The 20,839-nt window shown below is 37.6% G+C and carries 22 protein-coding genes; 1 reads left to right on the top strand and 21 read right to left on the bottom strand.

The genetic code is table 11. From position 1 onward, the window contains the following. Window positions 1-261: 261 nt before the first annotated feature. The 19 genes from P3R27_RS05025 to P3R27_RS04935 form a co-directional block, all read right to left on the bottom strand. Window positions 262-1,338: a replication initiation factor domain-containing protein gene (locus tag P3R27_RS05025; protein WP_301357288.1), complete on the bottom strand. Its 1,077-nt coding sequence runs from the start codon at window positions 1,336-1,338 to the stop codon at window positions 262-264. Then, window positions 1,331-1,600, bottom strand: coding sequence for a hypothetical protein (locus P3R27_RS05020; RefSeq protein ID WP_271524806.1), 270 nt, complete (start codon window positions 1,598-1,600; stop codon window positions 1,331-1,333). Before P3R27_RS05020 ends, P3R27_RS05025 begins: the two co-directional genes overlap by 8 nt. Window positions 1,601-1,840: 240 nt before the next feature. Beyond that, a complete protein-coding gene (locus P3R27_RS05015) occupies window positions 1,841-2,563 on the bottom strand; it encodes a hypothetical protein (RefSeq protein WP_271524805.1) in 723 nt (240 codons plus the stop codon). Window positions 2,564-2,875: 312 nt separating this feature from the next. Then, window positions 2,876-4,282 carry a hypothetical protein gene (locus P3R27_RS05010; RefSeq protein WP_271524803.1) on the bottom strand — a complete coding sequence of 469 codons (1,407 nt, stop codon included), beginning with the start codon at window positions 4,280-4,282 and terminating at the stop codon, window positions 2,876-2,878. 55 nt (window positions 4,283-4,337) lie between these two features. Continuing rightward, window positions 4,338-4,517, bottom strand: coding sequence for a hypothetical protein (locus tag P3R27_RS05005; protein ID WP_271524801.1), 180 nt, complete (start codon window positions 4,515-4,517; stop codon window positions 4,338-4,340). Window positions 4,518-4,543: 26 nt separating this feature from the next. Then, complete coding sequence (locus P3R27_RS05000; protein WP_271524798.1) at window positions 4,544-5,050, bottom strand: hypothetical protein; 507 nt, start codon at window positions 5,048-5,050, stop codon at window positions 4,544-4,546. A gap of 5 nt (window positions 5,051-5,055) precedes the next feature. Next, window positions 5,056-5,352 (bottom strand): hypothetical protein, encoded by a 297-nt coding sequence (locus tag P3R27_RS04995; protein WP_301357289.1) that lies wholly within the window; start codon window positions 5,350-5,352, stop codon window positions 5,056-5,058. Window positions 5,353-5,552: 200 nt separating this feature from the next. Further along, window positions 5,553-5,723: a type II toxin-antitoxin system CcdA family antitoxin gene (locus tag P3R27_RS04990; protein WP_271524794.1), complete on the bottom strand. Its 171-nt coding sequence runs from the start codon at window positions 5,721-5,723 to the stop codon at window positions 5,553-5,555. A 1,167-nt stretch (window positions 5,724-6,890) separates the two neighbouring features. After that, entirely contained in the window at window positions 6,891-7,835 is a 945-nt protein-coding gene (locus P3R27_RS04985; RefSeq protein WP_034688252.1) for an L-lactate dehydrogenase, read from the bottom strand. A 114-nt stretch (window positions 7,836-7,949) separates the two neighbouring features. Continuing rightward, on the bottom strand, window positions 7,950-8,474 hold the full coding sequence (locus P3R27_RS04980) for a hypothetical protein (RefSeq protein ID WP_034688255.1): 525 nt from the start codon (window positions 8,472-8,474) through the stop codon (window positions 7,950-7,952). Next, on the bottom strand, window positions 8,471-8,815 hold the full coding sequence (locus P3R27_RS04975; protein ID WP_034688257.1) for a hypothetical protein: 345 nt from the start codon (window positions 8,813-8,815) through the stop codon (window positions 8,471-8,473). Before P3R27_RS04975 ends, P3R27_RS04980 begins: the two co-directional genes overlap by 4 nt. 34 nt (window positions 8,816-8,849) lie before the next feature. Next, on the bottom strand, window positions 8,850-9,041 hold the full coding sequence (locus tag P3R27_RS04970; protein ID WP_034688259.1) for a hypothetical protein: 192 nt from the start codon (window positions 9,039-9,041) through the stop codon (window positions 8,850-8,852). Between the two features lie 162 nt (window positions 9,042-9,203). Beyond that, a complete protein-coding gene (locus P3R27_RS04965; RefSeq protein WP_034688262.1) occupies window positions 9,204-9,497 on the bottom strand; it encodes a hypothetical protein in 294 nt (97 codons plus the stop codon). Window positions 9,498-9,580: 83 nt separating this feature from the next. Then, window positions 9,581-11,629: a beta-galactosidase gene (locus tag P3R27_RS04960; RefSeq protein WP_301356728.1), complete on the bottom strand. Its 2,049-nt coding sequence runs from the start codon at window positions 11,627-11,629 to the stop codon at window positions 9,581-9,583. Then, window positions 11,626-13,872 carry an alpha-galactosidase gene (locus P3R27_RS04955; RefSeq protein ID WP_301356729.1) on the bottom strand — a complete coding sequence of 749 codons (2,247 nt, stop codon included), beginning with the start codon at window positions 13,870-13,872 and terminating at the stop codon, window positions 11,626-11,628. Before P3R27_RS04955 ends, P3R27_RS04960 begins: the two co-directional genes overlap by 4 nt. Window positions 13,873-13,964: 92 nt before the next feature. Beyond that, the gene (locus tag P3R27_RS04950) at window positions 13,965-14,402 is read right to left on the bottom strand and encodes a DUF3284 domain-containing protein (protein ID WP_034688266.1); all 438 of its coding nucleotides are present in this window, start codon (window positions 14,400-14,402) and stop codon (window positions 13,965-13,967) included. A 12-nt stretch (window positions 14,403-14,414) separates the two neighbouring features. Further along, window positions 14,415-15,749: a PTS sugar transporter subunit IIC gene (locus P3R27_RS04945; protein WP_301356730.1), complete on the bottom strand. Its 1,335-nt coding sequence runs from the start codon at window positions 15,747-15,749 to the stop codon at window positions 14,415-14,417. 146 nt (window positions 15,750-15,895) lie between these two features. Beyond that, window positions 15,896-16,939: a LacI family DNA-binding transcriptional regulator gene (locus P3R27_RS04940; protein ID WP_034688269.1), complete on the bottom strand. Its 1,044-nt coding sequence runs from the start codon at window positions 16,937-16,939 to the stop codon at window positions 15,896-15,898. A 215-nt stretch (window positions 16,940-17,154) separates the two neighbouring features. Then, a complete protein-coding gene (locus tag P3R27_RS04935) occupies window positions 17,155-18,192 on the bottom strand; it encodes a Gfo/Idh/MocA family oxidoreductase (RefSeq protein ID WP_034688271.1) in 1,038 nt (345 codons plus the stop codon). Between the two features lie 212 nt (window positions 18,193-18,404). Here P3R27_RS04935 and P3R27_RS04930 point away from each other — a divergent pair, with 212 nt between their 5' ends. Further along, window positions 18,405-19,268, top strand: coding sequence for a MurR/RpiR family transcriptional regulator (locus P3R27_RS04930; RefSeq protein ID WP_301356731.1), 864 nt, complete (start codon window positions 18,405-18,407; stop codon window positions 19,266-19,268). Between the two features lie 106 nt (window positions 19,269-19,374). Here the strand turns inward: P3R27_RS04930 and P3R27_RS04925 are convergent, their stop codons facing one another. Both P3R27_RS04925 and P3R27_RS04920 read right to left on the bottom strand, forming a co-directional pair. Further along, complete coding sequence (locus P3R27_RS04925; protein ID WP_034688277.1) at window positions 19,375-19,953, bottom strand: histidine phosphatase family protein; 579 nt, start codon at window positions 19,951-19,953, stop codon at window positions 19,375-19,377. 257 nt (window positions 19,954-20,210) lie between these two features. Beyond that, a complete protein-coding gene (locus P3R27_RS04920) occupies window positions 20,211-20,822 on the bottom strand; it encodes a TetR/AcrR family transcriptional regulator (protein ID WP_034688280.1) in 612 nt (203 codons plus the stop codon). Window positions 20,823-20,839: the final 17 nt, after the last annotated feature.

Raw genomic sequence — 20,839 nt, 5'->3', positions numbered from 1 at the left:
TAAATAAAAAAATATCAAGTAAAGAAACTATAAAAAAGAGCTTAGGGACCTCCTAGGCTGTTTTTTACGGTTACTGTTTGAGATTTTAAGTGGTGCACGACATTCTATATATTATACAAAGTAGATTCAAAGTGAAATCAAACCTCTATCAAACCTTTATCAAACCAAATTAAACCGAAAAACACAAAAAAACGACTCTTTCGAGCCGTTGCAAAATTTTAAAATTATTTTGTACTTGATTTGTTTTATCCTTTCGCCTATCTAATGCTTGTTTTCTAAGTTAATGTAGTTCTCAATCATTTGTCTGTGTTGCTTAGTCATTCGTTTGCGTCCGTCAGCAATCAAACCAGCTACGTAATGACCTGAATCATTCAAACACTCGTCAAGTACAGCTAATGACACAGAAACTTGTTTTTCTACCCAGTTTTTCGTACGATAGACAGATTTTTCTAGCGGTTGCATTGTCAAACGCACACCAGATACATTGCCTAAGAAATCCGTCCAAAACTTACAAACTGGCCACCGTCTTTTATTTGAATCACTGTTTTTCTCGACGAGAAAAGTCAAATACTCACAGAAGATTGACCGTACTAATTCGCCTATTTCTAAATATCCACTAGCAATCATATTCATAACAGCTAAAGCACGTTCATGCCTAAGCTGAATCTCATAACGATTCCAAAAATCAATATTTTTATCCAAATCAACATTTTGAGAATTTACTAGTTGACCAAATTTATCATAAAATCGAAACTCTATATCTCCTTTTCCAACATAAAGAGTTTGTCCGTTAATTTCATTATCTGAAGCTATATCACCACTTTCTATATATCGCCAAGAACGAGTGCCGGCCGTACTTCTAAAGTGTTTTAAGCGCATTTTGCGGTGTAATGTACTAATGTTTAAAAATCCTTTATAATCGTCTATCGCAACGTCTAAGCGTGTAATATGGTGTATTGTGAACGAAGTTCGCAAGATATTAAAGAAATCAATCCAATCAAAACCTTGTCGCCAATTGTTTTCAAGAAAGCGACAGCCTTGGCCTTTAATGTCTATATGCGTTAAAGCATGCTTATCTTCCCTTTCCCTTCTCGTCATAATAGAGATCAAATTTAAATAGCTGTAACGATCGTCATATTCATTTGTTTCAGCAAGTTCTTTGTGTTCGAAATCGTGAAACTCTAAATGTAGAATAGGTAACAATCCTTTTAAAAAAATATTTTCCTTAAAAGTGATTGAAACCCAGTCAACACAAGCCTCAAGGGGTGTTCTAGTTGTACAGTCTAGGGGGGTGTTACTAGACCCCCCGCAAGTCAATTTTTTGTTTGAATTATTCAAGTAACAACACTCCATTCACACAAAATTCTGGTTTGAAAAAGGTCGATCGACCTTTACCGAAAACATGAAGATTAAGTTTAATCCTATCCCCTTTTTTTAAATGAGAAATGTCAATCTTATTTGTCACGTGATAAGAAAATAATCGTTTTTTATCTCCAGGCAACTTAAAAACTAGCGTTTGAGTACGCCAATTTGAACCAAAACGATTTAATTCATAGATATCAACTTTATGAACAATGACATATTCTAAACTTGTATACATACGCTATTTACTCGTTCTAAACACTTCATATACTTTTTTTCTTTTCTTACCTTCTGATATCATAAAAAACTCCTTATCTTTAATTACTGTAGTCTCAGGCGTTTCACTAAAATTTATAAAACGGTGCATTAGTTGCCTAGTAAATGTTAGCTCTGCGAGCTAATCGGCCCGTCATTCCGCCGACTTCATGAAAGCATTAGAACGCAATTGATAAGCAAGCTTATCAATCACAACCTAACGCTAACTATTTTCAGAATTAATTTTCTTTAAACGTTCAATAATTGCGTAACTTTCAAAAAGCGATCGTAATTTATCCGTTTGAACAAAATTCTTGCGCCATTTTCGTGACAATTTTTTTAGTTGAAGCGGACTATCGACTAAAGCGTCATATTCTTGTGCGTCAAAAGCACGCTGGAACGTCCAACGACCTAGAATAGTACGACATTCAACTACTTCGAACGTCTGTTGGCGCAAAGGCTTTGTGACACGAGTAAAGTGTTGTGACGTGCCATAAATTTTTACACCACTTTTACGTTGTTGGGTAATCTTCCACAGCAAATCCATATTGAAATTTCTTGTTTCATAAACATTAAATTCGTTCTGTATTTCGTCGATCGCAAAAACGATTCCGTCTGGAAACTCTTTTTTAAAATCAGTATCAATAATGTAGTCCCATGCTTTAAGGGGAAAATTCTGATTCTTATAGCCGAAATTTGTACATATAGTTACCTGTGGATATTTGCGCCGAATATACTCTAACTGTTCAACTAAAGACACCGTTTTTCCTTCTCCTTGCATACCTGCATAGATACTTAAGCCAAAGAGATCAAATTTCCGGCTATCTCTTTTAACATATATTTTTAGATCACGGCTTTTATAAAAAAGAAAATTGACTATTTTAGTTAGTAAAAATTTATCTCGTAATACTTCAGCTGTAAGCTTCCGTTTTTTTGCTTTTTTCATAGTTGAAAACTCCTTAATTATTTAAATCAATCGTTTAGGCAACCGCCGTGCGCTAAAGCGTACTGGCGGTTTAGCCTAAACCGAATTTGCTTAAAATGAATTTGAGTATTTTCATAAGAAATGAAAAGTTATCAAAAATAATCGTAGCAGCGATACAAGCGAGAAGAATAGAAAACGAGATAAGGGTATCAATGTATCCTATTACGTTCGCCAGTGCGCTAAAATCAACTGACAACTCAAAATTCAGACTTGGTAGTAAGGAGACAATAAAAATAACTAATGAAATCAGCGCTTCAATCAAAAGGGTGAAAATCATTCGATTACGTCTCCTTCCCCAGTCACACGTTTATAACAGCGAACAAGTGTATAAACAACCATGGCTCCGCCTGAAATCGCGCGTATCGTTTGAAAAGCAAGTTCGAAAGCACTTCGTGGGAACAAATAAAGTGTTTCACCATAAGTGGTTATTTCTAAATCATGAAGTGATTTTTGAGACTGGAATAATGATTGAAATGATTCAATGAACTGAAAAACTGTACTAAATTTAGAAGTGATCAAATCAATTAATTCGTTAATTTTTTCAAGCACGCCAGTAAAATCAGGAATAAAGAAACGTTTAACCCAGTCAAAGAAATCGAGTAATGGCTTTAATAAAAAATCGGCTAACCAGTTGAGCAAGGGATCTAAAATCTTATCTTGAAGAAAATCCATAAGTTCGTTAAATTTTCCAACGATCGGCGAAACGACATAATCACCTAAAAATCCAAATAGCGGGCTCCACCAGCTGTCTTCTCCACCATTCCCATTATCGCCACTTCCATTGTCCCCGTCACCGTTACCGATTTCCGTAACTGGTGTATTTGGGTCAATGGTAATTTTTTGGTTTATTTCGAGATCGGAATTAATGGTTCCAATACCATGAATCACACGTTTCATATCACCAATTTCAATCGTTGCTTTCATACCTGTTAACAATCGCAGATTTGAAAGACTTTGAGAATAGTCTTGTGGCATACGAAAAAAATTATATGATACTGCACCACCAGCGGCATTCTGTTCATAATGGTACGTATTTCCTATTGAGCCAACAAACGGAATACTACGGGAGCTTGGTCTATCTTGATGGGTCGTTATGTCGACTCCTACTACTTTATCTGTTGGCATAATATGCGGAATCTCTAGAGTCAATTTGATATTATTGATAAACAAATTCGTTCCGTTGTAGTGGTAGCCTTTTTCATAGGGTGTCACGTGCATAGTGATCGTATTCGCTTCGAAAAGGTTAGCAATATCAATATAGGTATTTCTTCGGATTAATATAGAATGTGCATTTAATGGCTTATACGATCCGTCAAAATCAAAATAATTTTTTTCAACAACAGCGACTTCATGCGTTAAGCTATCGGCAATAAGATCATAGGCGGCACGAGTCAATCTCACCTGATAAGTATTTGTGAGAATAAACTCAGCTAAGTGAATTGGGTTCATGTCTTGAAGCAACTCTGTACCAATCATTTCGAGTTCATTCCAATCGACTGGTCGATTGACACTAAAATGTAATCTAGCTAATGCAAATAAAATATAAGGCAATCGCTCTTCTCCACGTTGTTCAATGTAATCGGCTAAGGTCGGAGCTTCCGCAAAACTTAATGCGTCTGCTTGTGTGCTCGTGAACAAAAGAGAAAATAGTAAGCAGAAAAATAGCAGTATTTTTTTCATAGTTTCTCCTTACAAAAAAAGGTGACGCTCCGGCCACCCTCCTTCTTCCTTTTAATTATCCAACTTTTCCAATAAACTTCTTCGCAAGTTTAAAACCAATACCCATTGCGGCAACGGCAACGACCGCACCCATGATCACAGGGGTATTAGTAGTAACTAAACTGATTACGTCACTTACTAAAGAATTGATCGCATTGGAGATAGGTGCAAGTGCGCTAGATGTGTCAAATTGCATGTATATATTCCTCCTTTGATAATAGTTTATATAATACCGCTCAACATTTTATTGACAACTTTACCAACAAAATAAATCGGAATAGCGGCTAATATAACAGTAATAAATATGATTGAATAGGCGTTTGAACGATCGTTCAAAACAATCGACTGCTCGTCTACTTGTACTGCTTCAATCGCATAAGTTATTCGATCTAGACGTTCTTCAATCAACTGAAAATGAGTCTTTTGACCTTCAATTACTTGATTCGCTTCGTCTGAAAAAGATTCAAAAAAACTTTCGATTTTCTCGAACCGCTCTTGATCTAATTCAAGAGCGGTGGCTTCTTTTTCTTTGATCTGTTCTTCTTTCTTACGTTGATCCTCTAACGCCGCTTGTTTCTCCTCAGCAAGTATTTCAGCATGACGAGAATCCTCAGTAGCTTGTATAGTGCGTTCATTCTCCGCTCTTTCTAGCTCGTCAGAATAATTCTGATTAAACGTCTTTAATTCGCTTAAGATATCCTGTAAAAGCTGTGGGTCTAATGATTCCATGGCGTTCACTTAGCTGGTTCAAAAATTGGCTTGAAATTACTAAATGAGACAATCGCAATTCGATTGGACGAAAAACGGAACTCGCCTTTTAGGGTACATAGAGCTGGAAATTGTTGGTGCTGGTACTTGGAATATTCTTGATAATCCATAGTTGCCTTGATAGGTTTTAAGCCAGTGCCGTTCTCTAGAGGCTCTTTAGGTGCGACGTAGTGGACAGTCAACCCTTCAACTTGTTCTTTGTCGTCGTTTTTAAAGCTATACGGCGACATTCCTAATACGATTACTTCTTGTTCTACGTTCATGTCATTCCTCCATTTCCCAAGTTAACTTATTTTGAAAATGTATTTTAATACTTGTTTTAAAAGGTAAAAAAAATAAGATTTAGTTCGATAATTCGAATTAGATCTACACTTGTTTTAACCCTTATTTAAATAATACAAAAAAATAAACTTTTTAGCAAGTATTTTAATATATTTTTTTATTTTTTTATTTTACTGTCCTACTATCTCTGCAATTCTTTATTTCCTTTAGAAACTTCTTCTAAAATTGCCTTTTCCAACAGTTGACTTAAATTGATTCCCCTAGCACGTGCCAAAGTAATCAGATCTGGAGAAACGGTAAGAGATACTTGTTTCTTTTTTTTGGTAGGATCTTTCATAGGCGGTCTAGCCATAGTAACACCTCCTGGCAAGTATTATAACACATGTATAAATAAAAAAATATCAAGTAAAGAAACTATAAAAAAGAGCTTAGGGACCTCCTAGGCTGTTTTTTACGGTTACTGTTTGAGATTTTAAGTGGTGCACGACATTCTATATATTATACAAAGTAGATTTAAAGCGAATTACACCCCGATTAAACCTTTTTAGATCTGAAATGAACCTTTATTTGTTCCTGCAAAATTTTAAAATTATTTTGCACTTGATTGGTTTTCTCTGACTAGTTATTCATTATCCATTTACTAGAAACCACTGATTTTAAATCTATGTTCATCCTAAGTCTGCAAAAAACAGATTGCCATTCTTGCATCAGATTTTAGTTGGTCTCAAGAAGTTCTTATGACTTCGTCAATTTATGTATTTATCGTAAACTAATTTATATCAGTTGTTCAATAGTACGTTTTACTAATTCCATATGTTTATCCATAAATCGCATATGAACGATCGATTTAGCAATCTTTTTCTATTATTATTACTTTAAATAACTTAGCTATTTAAGTTCCTTATTTTCCTCGAAAATCACTTTTTTGGTTCTCTTTGACCAAGTTTAATGTGATATGTTATCTATAGATGAAGCCAATGAGCAAGATATGATTGAAATGATCGAGCTGATGTGTACAGAGAAAGCGATTTCATAATTAGAAAAAATCACAACGGAGAAAAAAATCGCTGATAAATTCTACAAATTGTATGAGTCTAAGCCCTATAGACTCTTTTTTCTCTATCCACGAATGCCCTCTTATCCGTTCAAATGTTCCTATAATTCACTATAAACGGAACACGGAAATATGATAAAAAATAATCCCAATAAATACTCCAAATAGAATATGTAAAACAACAGCAAACACTAACGGAACGATCTTGGCTCCTTTATTATCCCAACTGTACTTTGCTTTCTTATTCTTCTACAGTAAAGATATAAGTAATAAACTGAGAATCACGATCCATAATAGAAATGCAATACCAATCAAAGGCATTTTTTTCATTAATAATAGCTATACCTATAAATGCCCCTTTCTTTTCTATATACTCTTCTATCATCAAAAAATCGGGAACAACCGGAAATAATTTTTTTGTTACTTCCCGATTGTTCCCATTTTTTGTTTATTTCATTGTTGATGTTAGCGTACAGTATCAAGTACGGCTTTTAATTCACTGACTGATTGATGGAACATTGCTTTTTCTTGAGGTGTGATCGATAGGTCAATGATTTCTCTTACCCCATTTTCATCAACGATCGATGGCACACCAGTAAAGATATCTTCTTCACCATACTCGCCATTTAAGTAAGCTGAAACTGGTAGTACAGCTTGTTCATTATTTAGGATGGCTTTGACGATTCGAGTCGTACTCATACCAATACCGTAATAAGTTGCTTTTTTACGGTCAATGATTTCATAAGCTGCATTTTTTACTTTGTCAGCAAGTACTGTTAAATCATTTTCTTCTAAACGATGATCTTTCTCAACATATTCCATGATTGGTTTACCACCGACTGTAGTATGTGACCAAGCAGCTACTTCTGAATCCCCATGCTCACCTAAGATATAACCGTGTACGCTACGTGGATCAACTGCCAGTTTCAAAGCAATTTCTTTTCTGAAACGAGTTGTATCTAAGGTTGTTCCAGTTCCTACTACTCTTGAAGCTGGTAAGCCGGATTCTTGCCATGTTAAGTAAGTTAAAATATCAACTGGATTTGAAGCAACAACGAAGATACCATCAAATCCTGAAGCCATTACTTCTTTAACGATTTGACGAGTGATTGTTGCATTTGTTTTCACTAGATCTAAGCGAGTTTGACCAGGTTTTTGGTTCACGCCAGCAGTTAAGATCACTAAATTTGCATCTTGACATTCTTCATACGTGCCAGACCATACGGAAACGTTCTTTTCGCCCCATGCCATTCCATCTAGTAAGTCTAAAGCTTCTCCTTCTGCTTTTTCTTGGTTGACATCGATTAAGACAAGTTCATTGGCAACACCTTGATTGATCATCGCATAAGCAATACTTGTACCGACAAATCCTGTACCTACGATTACAACTTTACGACTTGTTTTTTTCATGTCTAACACACCTTTCATCCGTTCTTTGTTATTTTCATGAAAATTATAAATCGATTACCATCATTTTTCAATAATATAGAAATTATATATACTATAATTTTTTTTTATAGAAAGTCAATAACGTTTATAGTCAGATTGTGTTCTTCTCACTCTTGGTATTTCTTTACGAGAAGTGGGCAATTCTTTAGTTGAAGGATCATTTGCTTTTGCTAAAGCAGTCATTTGCGGTGAAAGGTTTTTAACTTTAGATCGTAAAGACATAAGTTCAGGTTTTGTTGGTTGATAAGCTTGATGTTCATCAGGTAAAGAATTGGTACTGGATTGTCGTGAAATATAACTAAAATTAGGCTCTTCTTCCAAACGAGTAGGAGAAATTTTTAGTTGTAAATCTTCGACATAAATTCTTGAAGAAGGTTTTTTATAGAGTGGATCACCAAGTTTAGAGAGCAAGTTTTTTCTTCTTTCGCTGCGCTTGAGCTTCTTAGCTAACCGCTCCATTTCATTTTCACCAGTAGATTTAGGATAGTTTGCAGCATGATAAGTCGAATAGATGGCTTCGTTGATTCGTTGGAATAACATTTCCCGATATGTATTTGTATTGAATAATCGATGAAACTGATACAGTATAAAGTTCCTCAATCTTTTTGCTCCTCATTCTGGTTCCATGGCTCAAAGACATCACTTTGTCTACTTGCTCGGGCCTTTTCTTTTTCTATATTGCTTTTAACTCTTTCTTCTTGGACTTTATATGAAGCCGCAACTTCTTTTTTAAAATGTCTTCGATCTTTACGAGTCACTCTTTTTATATATTTGAATATTTGCCAAATAATTACGACAAGTAAGTAAACCGTAAAAAAGCCAGAAAAACTAAACTGAATAATAAACGCCATAACAAAAGCAGCAAGCTTATCTGCTTGACTAGCTGGTGAAAAATTTTCCTGCTGTTGCGCAATAAATGTTGAAACCCAGTATATGCCCATTTTCTTTTCCCCCTTCTCCTCTTTGATCCAGTGATTACTTCCCCTTTTTATACCGACTTTTGGCGAGTGCTTGTTTAGATGGTTTCCCCATTTTAGGTTGTGCAACCATTTTTACAGAAATAAAAACACATAAAACAATAACAAAACTTGTGATACCAATGATCATTGATGTGTTATTGATAAAATATTTTGTCAATAATTGAATGATGTCTGTATGACCAACCACTATGTTTCACCTCCTTTAGACATGCAATAAGCAATCATAGTTTATAATAAAAGGATTGTCCGAAAAAAACTCTTTTTGACTTATTTTGAAAAAATAGAAAAGAACTTGCATCCGTAAGCCTTTCACATGGCTCATGTGGATACAAGTTCTTTTTTTGATTACTTATTCTTTGTGTTTCGTTTTAAAAGCATCAAATTTTTCTTTCGCTTCTTCTACTACTTCTTCTAGTTCTTCCTTCAAATGATGTTTCTTTGTTGGATGCTCAGACTCTTCTTCCACTGCATTTGAACCAGACATCGCGACTTCTTTTTCTTCCCCGGAGTTGGTTCCAGCTAACGCCTCTTCTTTATCTGTTGTTTCACCAGAATTAGTTCCGGCTAACGCAACTTCATCGTCTGTTTTAGGCGCCATTGATCCTCTTAATCGTTTTTCTTTTTCTCCATCATAATTTGTCATGTTCTCGTCCTCCTTGTTGCTCTGTCTCTATCCTACAACAAGAATAAAATAACTGTCAAAACATAAAGGTGTGATCATTCGTATTAATTTTCTTTCCGTAGTATTTTCACTTCGTAAGGTGCAAACGTTAGTATACCAGTAAGCGTTTGATTTGTTCCGATGTCCAAGTGAGAATCAAGTAACTCAAGTTGTTGTATCTCTTCAGAAAAATTCATTAGAAAGTAATAGCAGTGTGTTCCATCTGTTCGCGATTGAATCGATACTTTTGGATGCGATGCCTTGACGATTCCTCGTTGCAACGCTAATTTTTCGATGATCGGTTGGTAAAATACTTCTAAAAAATCCAGATTGGTACGGGCCGCTAAGTAATAAGCAGTCCCCTTCCCTAAGTGATTTTCAACTAAAGCTGGCGTACCAGTATAAAAGTCCTTTTGGTAAGTAGCCCTCACCTTTCCTGTCGTTTCTTTGACGATACCACAGTAGTCTTTTGTTTGATACGTTTGTTCCTTGTATAGAATTTGATTGTATTCCCCAGGATAAAGCGTATCAAGCTCTTTTGGCAAGACACCAAAAAGTGTTTGCAATACTTGTGGCCATTCTCCAAGATGTAACCGATCGTGTTCATTGACCATTCCGGTAAAATAGCTACCAATCAAGGTGCCGCCTTTTGTCACATATTCTGAGAGTTCAGCCATCGTGTCTTCACGCATCAAATAGAGCATTGGTGCAACGACTAAAGAATAATTGGAGAAGTCTTGATTTGGCGTCAAAATATCAACAGCAATATCTCTTTCCCAAAAGAATCGGTAATGTTCTTGTAGTGTTTGGATATAACGACGAGTTGGACGGCCAAAACCACTGCCTCTTTTTAATGCCCAATTGCTTTCCCAGTCAAATAAAATAGCGACTTTTGCCTCTGTTTGTGTACCTTTGATCGAAGACAAAGTGTCTAATCGTTTTCCGTATGCCGAAACTTCTTGGAAGACTCGATTGTTTTCTGAATTGTCATGTTCGACCACCGCCCCGTGGAATTTTTCGGAATTCCCTAGTGATTGCCGCCATTGAAAATAGAGTGTGCTATCTGACCCGTGTGCCAGTTGTTGCATCCCGCTTAGCAGGTGCATCCCTGGCTTCTTCGCCTTGTTGAATGCATGCCAATTCACGTAACTAGGCGTCGATTCCATCACGAGAAACGGTTGTTTCTTCAATGAACGATATTGATCGTGGACGTAAGCTGATTTCATGGCGGTCACGTGTAAAGCTTCATACGGATTATGCCAGTCAGGGTAGCTATCCCAACTGACAATATCAACAACTTCAGCAAATCTGGAATAATCAAGTCCTTCCAGGGGAATAAAGTCATGCTGATCATGGCCTTCTGCCATAAAATTAGTCGTTACTGGAATAGCTGGTGTGATTTCTCTGATCGGCTCGATTTCATGTAAAAAGAAATCGATCGTCCGATCAGTCACAAATCGTTTCCAGTCTAGATCCATGCCATGTACTTTATGTTCTCCAAGAGGCGAAGGTGGCACAACTTGTGACCAACTGGAATAATCATTACTCCAAAACGTCATCCACCAAGCGTCATTCACCGCTTCTAAGGTGTGATATTTCGCTTTGACCCACTCACGCCATTTGGCTGCACAAAGTGGACAGTAGCATTCTCCTGAGTATTCATTACTGATATGCCACAGTAATAATGCCGGATGGTCACCATATCGTTCAGCTAATCGCCGATTGATTTGCTGGACTTTTTCCCGATAAACAGGTGATGTATAGCAATGGTTATGGCGAAAACCATGATGATGCTTTTGTCCTTTTGCATTCGTTCGATTCACCTCTGGATATTTTTCACTCAACCATTGCGGTCGTCCGCCACTTGGTGTGGCCAAGATCACACGACCTTGACGTTTGTACATCTCTTCAAACACTTTATCCAACCAGTCAAAGTGATAAACCCCTTCTTCTGGTTCTAATGTACTCCATGAAAAGATCCCGACAGTTACGGTATTGACATGAGCTTTGTCCATCAACGCAAAATCTTTTTTCAATACTTCAGGGTGATTCAACCATTGTTCCGGATTATAATCCCCACCATGGAGTAAACGAGTATCATTATAAGTCTTCACTTCATTTCCCTCCTTTCTACCAGATGATAGATGAATGATTGACAGTCTCCTGCAAGTTGGTAAGTGGTATGATTCACTCCATTGAACAAACATGGTTTTCTCAGACCGACATTCATCAGGAAATGACCGCTAATCGTTTCTTTTTCATTGATTTGATAATGCCTATCCCTATTCAGACATTCTGGAAGTGGTAAATATGCCTTTGCTGCTGGATTGGCTCGTGCCGATTTTTGATAAAAGCCAATGATCGCTTCTGACCGATCATGACTGAAAACACCCCAACAAATTTCATTATCAGCAGGATGATTTGGCAAAATCTGAAGAAATTCCCCATGAGTCAGCAAATGACGATGGGCTTTGTAAAAATTGATCCGGTCACTGATCTGTTGTTTTTCTGCTTCTGTCAAAGTCAATAGGTCTAATTCATAGCCTAGAGGGCCAAACATCGCCACATCTTGGCGAAATGCTAAAGAAGTCTCACGTAATACTTGATGATTCGGAGAAGCAGAGACATGATTACTAAAGCTAGAAAGGGGATATCCTGCTAATGTTCCGCTAAGAATACTTAATCGTTCCAACCCATCACTAGTATCACTTGGCCAGATTTGCGGACTATAAAATAAGATGCCTAAATCATATCTCCCTCCCCCACCAGCACAGCCTTCAATCAAAAGATCAGGATAGCTGGTCAATAATTTACCGTAAAGCGTGTAGACGCCTTGGACATAGCGATGGAAGAACTCCTGTTGATGAATCCGATGTTTTTCTAAATAAGCGGAATAGGCTTCAGTGATATTTCGGTTCATATCCCATTTGATATAGGTCAAATTCGTTTCTTCGATGATCTTTGCCATTTGCTCATAGATCCCTTCAACAACAGCCGGATTCGCAAAATCAAGCACATATTGCCCACGTCCGACTGAGATACGTGAATAGGGATGTTTCACTACCCAATCCGGATGTTTTTCCAATAACTGACTATCAGGAGAGATCATTTCAGGCTCGAACCACATGCCGAATTGAAGACCCATATTTTTTAGTTTAGTTGCAAAGGAAGCCAAACCGTGTGGGAATTTTTGCTTATTAGGTGTCCAGTCACCTAATGAGGAACGATCGTTGTTTCGTTTGCCGAACCAGCCATCATCTAAGACAAAACATTCCATTCCTAATTTTTTTCCAATGGTCGCAAGGGACAGGAGTTTTTCCTCAGTAAAATCGAAATATGTTGCTTCCCAGTTGTTGAAGATGATTGGTCGTGGCGTGTCTTGCCATTGACGATCAATCAGGTAGTTTTCGATAAAATGTGTAAATTGTTTGGCAAGACCATTCGTACCTGCAGCGCTATACATCAAGACTGCTTCGGGTGTCGTAAAGCTTTTCTTAGGCGCTAATGTCCAAAGAAATTGTGTCGGATGGATACCGATCATCACTCGCGTTTTATCCCATTCATCCACTTCTGCTTGAGCGAGAAAATTACCGGAATAAACGAGATTCATCCCATAGACCTCTCCTTGATCAAGTGTTGAGTCTTGATGTTCTAGCCGGATAAAGGGATTATGCTGATGGCTACTTGCACCTTTTAGTGAGCCAATCGCTACGATTCCTTGTTCAAGCGGCCGTTTCTTTTCATGCCGTTCTTTTAACCAAGCACCTGAAAAATGAGTAAAATCATATGCTTTGGTAGAAAGATTCAATACGCCTGAAAGCATGCGATGAATCTGTAAATCTGCCTCAGATTGATTGATCAGCGTCTGATTTTGAACAATGGCGGTGGAATCGTAAAATAATGTGTAATGAAGTATTAGCTCTAATTGACGTTCCTGATCCATTAATCTCAATGAGAGTGTTTCGGTTTCTTCCTCATTCCCATAGACAGCCGGACAGTTTAAGTTTCTTTTCTTGCCTTTTTTAGTCGTGGCTTCGACAAAGCGAAAATCTGTGTAGTAAGGTGTTTGGTTACTTGAAAGTTCGATCGCGCCTTCTCTAAAATCAGAAGAACCATACACGGGATATGCTTGTGGATGATCAGTCAACGTAAAGTTAGGGTCATCTTCAAAAAACTTGACTGTTCCAGCAGATTTATTTTGATCTGTGACCAAGTAGTCAATTTCTTCGACAGATAAACCATGTAAAGGCTTACCGTAATAGATTTGCTCGATCTGTCCATTTTGCATGACATGGAGAATAAAGCTAACTTGCGAATTATTCATGTGAAATATGCGGTTATTTAATTGTTCAATCATGGAAGGTAACACCTCTTAATTTTTAGTTAGTAAAACAGACAAGGAATGAAGAGAACGACGTTTTGTTCCTCCATTCCTTGTCTGTGGAGAAATCAGAGCTTTTGTATCAAATAATTGACTCTTTTGGCTAACTGACGATTGTAAAAGAATTTATAAAATGGCAGGACAAAAAGCAAACTCAGCTGCGTTTTGGCATCAACCAGTTCATTTCTTTCAGAATAATGCAATGTGAACTGCTGCTCATCTTGACGTTTTAGTTGGTAGGTTTGAATAATTTTTCCACCGGAGTAATCAGTAGTCATTTCAACTAGTTCATCTTTGACTAAACGTTGGATCGTTAGCGTACTTTCGACAGTCGCTTGCCCTAGTTTTGTTTGAAGCGCAGTCGTGACGGCTACTCCTTCTGTCAGCTGGGTGATTGAAGGGTCCTTGCTATGAAAATAGTTTAATTGTTCTTCAAGTAGTACTTGATAAAAATGTGCGGGGTGTGTCGGTATTTTCTTTCGGTAGTTCAAGGTATCGATCCGCATACGGTTCACTCCCTATTGTTCTTCTATAGTGATTTTTCCGTCCATCAGTTGGTTTTCTTTTTCTTGTTTCACTTGTTGACGTTCTTCCTTCAAATATTCACGGTCCATCGCAACTAAGAAAGGCACCCAGATCAATGTCATCACAACTACTGTTACGATTTGCAAAAGTGCGCCGGTAATCGAACCAGTTCCTAACCAACCTGACAGTAAAATCGGCGTCGTCCAGACAACCGTTGCCCCGATTGGACGAGGAACGAAGCCAAAGTAAATCGCAAAGTATGAAATCGTGGTAGAAGCTAGTGGCGCTAGAATCCAAGGGATGAATGCTATAGGGTTCAGCACGACCGACAGTCCAAACGTCATTGGTTCTGATACATTAAAAATCGCTGGCGCAATGATCGTTTTCATCGTTTTCTTCATTCGGATAGAGCGAGCAATAAAGAACGCCATTGTGATTGAAATACCAAGTTGCATTCCTTGATTGACGAACACGCCCATAAAAGTCGTATTGATGATATGTGGCAACTGCTCAACACCATCTTTATATGCTTCAAAGTTTTCGATGGCTAAAGCACCCATGATTGGATCAATCACTGCATTGATGACTAACGTGCCGTGGATACCGAACCACCAGAAAAGTTGCGTAAAGAAAACAGCAATCAATACAGCTGGTAAAGTTCCGCCAAGTCCCATCAAAGGTTGTTGCAACATCTGATAAACGAAATCGACTGCATTTCCCCAGGTGGTAAAAGTAAATAGATAGCGGATGATGTTGAATAAAAACAAAGGAGCAGCTCCAGGAATGATGGCCACGAAAGATTCAGCAATCATCGGCGGTACAGATTCTGGCATCTTGATCGTAAACCCTGAGCGACTGATCCGACTATAGATTTCGGTAGCGACGATCGCTGTCAAGATACCGACGAACATCCCTTCAGCACCTAGTTTCGATAAAGGGACAAATGTCCCCATTGTTTCATCGCTTCCAAAAGGTAACAGCATGATAAAACAAGAAAGTGAAATGGCACCAGCAAAGATTTGTGGTTGTTTGTAGTGCCCAGCCAATTGATAACCAATCCCAAATACAATAAAAAGTGCAGAAATACTCATTGTCGCATTACCTACAGGACCAAAGAATTCGTTTAAAAAGGTATTGAATGCTTCCGGTAGAAACGTAGCAAACCCAAAGGTCATTGGCAAATTTTGGATAATGATCATGATTGAAGCAAACATTGTTGCAGGAAAAGCCATCATAAAACCATCTCGGAGACTGAGTAGATATTTATTATTTGCGATCAGCGTTGTAGCGGGCACCATTTTTTCAGCTAATTTATCGACAAATTTCATGTGTGATAACTCCTTTTATTTAATATATGCAAACGTTTACTTGGTGAGTATAATTGTTTACTTAATGTTTACACAAGTAAGAAAATAAAAAAAGTTCGAGAAAGAGAGATTCTCGAACTTTTTCAAGGGATAAATGTGTCAATGAGTTAATCGAAACGCGAGCTGTCCGGTCCGATGGAATCTCGTAAGACGAGTTCACTGTGACAGATCACACGGATCGGCATCGTTCGTTCTTTTAACATGCGTTCCTTCGCTAAACGTACAGCTAAACGCCCCATTTCTTCCGGGTTTGCCTTGATACTTGATAAGCTTGGTGTCATGAATTGAGCCATTTCGATATCATCAAAGCTCACGACAGCAATATCATCAGGGATTTTTTTATTTGCTTCACTGATTGCTTTATAGACACCTACTGCCATCGGATCACTGGCGACGATAACTGCTGTGGGCGGCGAGGATTGCGCCAATAACTCTTTGCCTAAACGAAGGCCATCTTCAGGTTTCCAGTTTCCTTGATAGGTATTGGCATAATGTTGCAGGCCATTTAATTTCATCCATTTAAGGTAAGATTCCGCCCGGATCTCCTCTTTGTTTTTATGAACTTCACCGTTTTCAGCTACTTGACTGCTGTATCCACCGATAAATGCGATGTTTCGATGGCCTTTCTTATAGAGAACTTCTAATACTTCAACGGTTTTTTGTTGGAAGTCGGTTTGGATACAATCAAATTCCTCAGAGTTCGAGTAATTATCCACCAAGATCAAGTTGGGATTGATTGTAGCGATTTTTTTCGTTGCTTCAATCGTCATTTCACTGATCATGATCACTGCACCATATTTCGCTAACTCTTTCCATTCTTTATGGGCATCTCTCATATGGAAAGCACGGATCGTGCGAAAACGCCACTTTGCTGCTTCTTTTTCTATGCCACCACGGATTTTGCGGAAATAGGGATCATCTAATTCGGCTTCTTCTTGATGTCGAACGATCAAGGCAATCGTCATTTCATCTCCTAAACTTCGACTGCCGCGTTTATTTTTATCGACAGAATAATTTAATTGATTGGCAATTTCAATCACACGTATCCTCGTTTGTTCGTTGATACTAAATGTGGGATCTTCATTCAGGATACGGGAAACACTCGCTGCTGAAACCCCAGCGATTTTTGCGATATCACGTATAGATGCCATTTACTCACCTCTTGTTTACTGTTTACTAAATAGTAACAGAAGATTAAACAAAAGGCGAATGAAAATTTAGCGTTTGCTCTTTGAGGATTTGTTGTTGCTCTGCGTGAATCACTGGGCAGAATAAACGAAAAAACCGTAAATCCTCCTATTGATTTACGGCTCGATTTTTTCATTACTTGAAAAAAGAGTATCCCCTTTTGGATGTAACAACATCCTTAATTTTCAAATGCAGTTTTTGCTTCTTCAATCTGTTGGATACCTGATTCTAATATTTTCATCTGTATCAACGTTTCTTCATCTTTTACGATTTTTTCTGCACCATTGATCAACGTTTCGTAGATTCCTTCGTACACTCGGCGATAATCTCCGACTTCAGAAGCAACTTTCTCTTCATGATAAGTTCCTTCTTCATCAATGTAGGTCAATCCACCATAGTGTTCCGGTTGATCAATCCCGAAGTCCGCATTTTCAGGCATATAGAACATTTTTAAGTGTTCTTCTTGTCGGTCTTTTGTTTGTTTGACAAACATCCCTTTTTTGCCATAGACGACAAAACTAGGACGTTCTTTGATACGGAAATAACTTGATTTGATCGAAACTTTCATTCGACCGTAGTAAAAGTCTAAATCAAAGTAATCATTCATTCGACCGGCGCCTAGTAATTGACGGACATCGTAATGAATATCATCTGGTTCACCAAAATAAGAAATGACCTGATCTACTGTATGACAGGCATGACCATATAAGTAGCTGTTGGCAACTGAAAATTCCTTAGTACCCTCTGGGATTTCTGGGCGGAAGTAGTCATAGTGCATTTCCACTTCTAAAAGATCACCAAGCTTCCCACTTTCGATCACTTTTTGGACAGTCAAAAAGTCCGAATCAAAGCGGCGATTTTGATAACATTGGATAAATAGTCCTTTTTCCGCTGCTAAGTCAAATAATTCTTTTGCTTCTTTTGAAGTTTCTGCAAAAGGTTTTTCGACTAACACGTTCTTGCCATTTTCCAAAGCAAGTTTGGCGTATTCTGCATGAAATTGGCTTGGTGTCGTAATGACTACTAATTGGATCTCAGGATCATCCCACAGATCAGACAACTGATCGGTATATTCGATCTCATCAAAAGTTTCCCACACTGGTGCTGATGGAGAGTAGATTTTTTTGACGTTGATTTTATCAGGTAGCCTTCTTGAGAAGGGTAAATGATAGCGATTGGTACTTTTGCCATTGCCTAAATATGCGATTGTTAACATGTCGTTTCCTCCTACTTTCGAATGATTTCTTTTCTTGAGTATAGCGCACAAGAGCTAAAAGAAAGTCGATTCTAGATTTTTTGGTAAAAATGTTCAAAGAAATTGAAAGAATGACGATATTTTTGAAAAAGATGTTCAATCTTAGACTACTATAAAAAGAAGTGGTTATTTTTCTAGTTATTCAGTAAGATAGAGTTGGAGGTGTGTGATGGATGCTTATCGAAGAAAAATTAACCCAACAAGAAACATTTACTACAAATGAAAAACGAATCGCCGATTATCTGCGGATGAATTTGGAAGCAGCAGTTTATATGACGATTGAAGAGCTGGCAAAGGAGACCTATACCTCCCATTCCGCCATTAGCCGATTCTGTAAAAAAATCGGCTATAGCGGATTTAAAGAATTTTGCTTTGAATTAGGACGAGAAGTCCACCAACTGGTTGCTCAGTTTAATCAAGTCATCGATCCTAATTTTCCTTTTACCATTGATGATGATGCAAAGATGATTGCCAAAAAAATGGCAGATCTATCCATTCAAGCTATCAAAAAAGCGCAATTTCAAATGGAAAATCAATCGTTAGAAACCATCGCGAATGTTTTAAACAAAGCAGAGCGCATTTTCTTATTTGCAAAAGGTGATTCGCAAACAACCGCTCGGAAATTCCAAAACAAACTAGTCAAACTAAATAAGTTCTTGATCTTAGCCGAAGAATATAGCGATTCGTCCTGGAATGCGGCTAATTTGACGGAAAATGACTGCGGGATTTTTATTAGCTATAGTGGACGCATCCATCATTACGAACGTATTCTTACTTACCTGGCACATATTGGCGCACCTAGTTTATTGATCACAGGAAATGAACAATCTGAAATGGCAAAGAAAGCAGCCATGCGGTTGGTCGTGTCTCAAGAAGAGTATGATTTTGCGAAAGTTGCTACATTCTCTTCTCAAATTGCCTTCGACTATGTCTTGAATACCTTGTACTCCTTGATGTATACGCAAAATTACCAAGAAAATTTATTGAATTTGAAAGAAAAACAAGAGCTGATCCAAAAAGGGTTGTTAAAGGAATAAAAGAAGTAAGCGTGATAGTAACAAAGAAATAGCCCAAAGACTGAATCCTTCGTTTAGTCTTTGGGCTATTAGTGTGGGCGTATAATGCTTCATTTATCAAAAAAACTTAAAATTGATGATTGATCGCCTGGATAAATGAAAACTGACGATCACTATACTCGAATTCTAAAATACAACAATTTGAAAATTTTATCTTGGCTACTTGCTCATAAGGCAACCATTTTTGAATGAATAAATACATGGCACCACCATGGCTAACTGCTAACACGTTTTGGTGCTCTTTTTCCATGATATCGATCAAGGTGGTGTTCATTCTTTGTTGGAGTTCTTTTGCCGACTCCCCACCATAAGGAACAAATGAATCACCATAGGAAGTTTCGCCAACTGGTCGTTTAGGATTCAATGCTTCACTTTCTCCCTCAAATCGGCCAAAGTTCCATTCTTTTAACCCTTTGCATCGCTGATATTCTTTTTCCCCGATAATGATTTCTAGCGTATCAGAAGCTCGTTCTTGTGTGGATGAATAATACGCCTCAAAGGTGATGTGATTGGTGTCAAAATAGTCTCTTGCCACCTCTGCTTGTCTGATCCCAGCTTCTGTCAAGGGAGAGTCGCAAGCCCCTTGGATTTTCCCTAATTGATTGAACAAGGTTTGACCATGACGCATGAGATAAAGTTTTTTCATTTAAAGACCTCCTGTCGATTTGGGTATGTATCTTCATTATTTAGTATATTCTCTGGAGTAAACTCCAAGTCAATAGAAAACCTATTTTTTCGATGAGGTTGGGATAAAAGTTGTCTTGACTTGAAATAATCAATGCTCCAGATGTTTACCATCAAGCTTTAATAATGGTTATACAGCGGCTGTACAAAAAAGAAGCGCCTACTCCCAATTACAAAAAATGATGCGGAATAGATGCTTCTTTTAATTTATAGATTTGTCTAACTATTAGTCTTACTCTTTATTCCTATCTCTAGCCATTTGACTTTATAGCGGAAATCCTCTACTAGTTCTTCAGCTGTCCATTGGTTGATCATATAATCTGTCAAAGAATTCATGACAAGAGCCATCACGAAATATAAAAAACTGATAGCTTCTTCTGTCGTAGCCATGACGATCTGATTGATTTTCAATAAATCAATCCATTGTTCAACCATCGATGTGTCACCTTGATTCTTTAAACGCTTTGCTAAACCTAGATCATTTGCACGTGTGAGTAACTTGATGGATCGCCAATAAGAACTATCTTTACTTAGCTGTCCACACCAGGCGAGATATTCTTCGATTCCTAAGAAAAAATGATCTCGATTTCGATTGATCGAAGCAATGATATCTCCATGGACTTGATTGGAATAGTTTCGGACAGTAAAAGTATACGCATCTTCTAAATCCCGAAAATATTTGTAAAATGCACCACGAGACATCCCCATTGCTTCAACGATTTCTGAAACTTTGATCTGGCTGATGTGCTGATCATAAAATTTATCTAATAAAATGTCTAAGATCCATTGCTGTTTTTCTTTGGAAATATTGAAAAATGTTTCTTTTGGCATAAACACTCTCCTTACTG

Source organism: Enterococcus spodopteracolus (assembly GCF_030441955.1).
GTDB lineage: Bacteria > Bacillota > Bacilli > Lactobacillales > Enterococcaceae > Enterococcus_B > Enterococcus_B spodopteracolus.
This window is presented reverse-complemented; position numbering and strand designations above follow the sequence as displayed.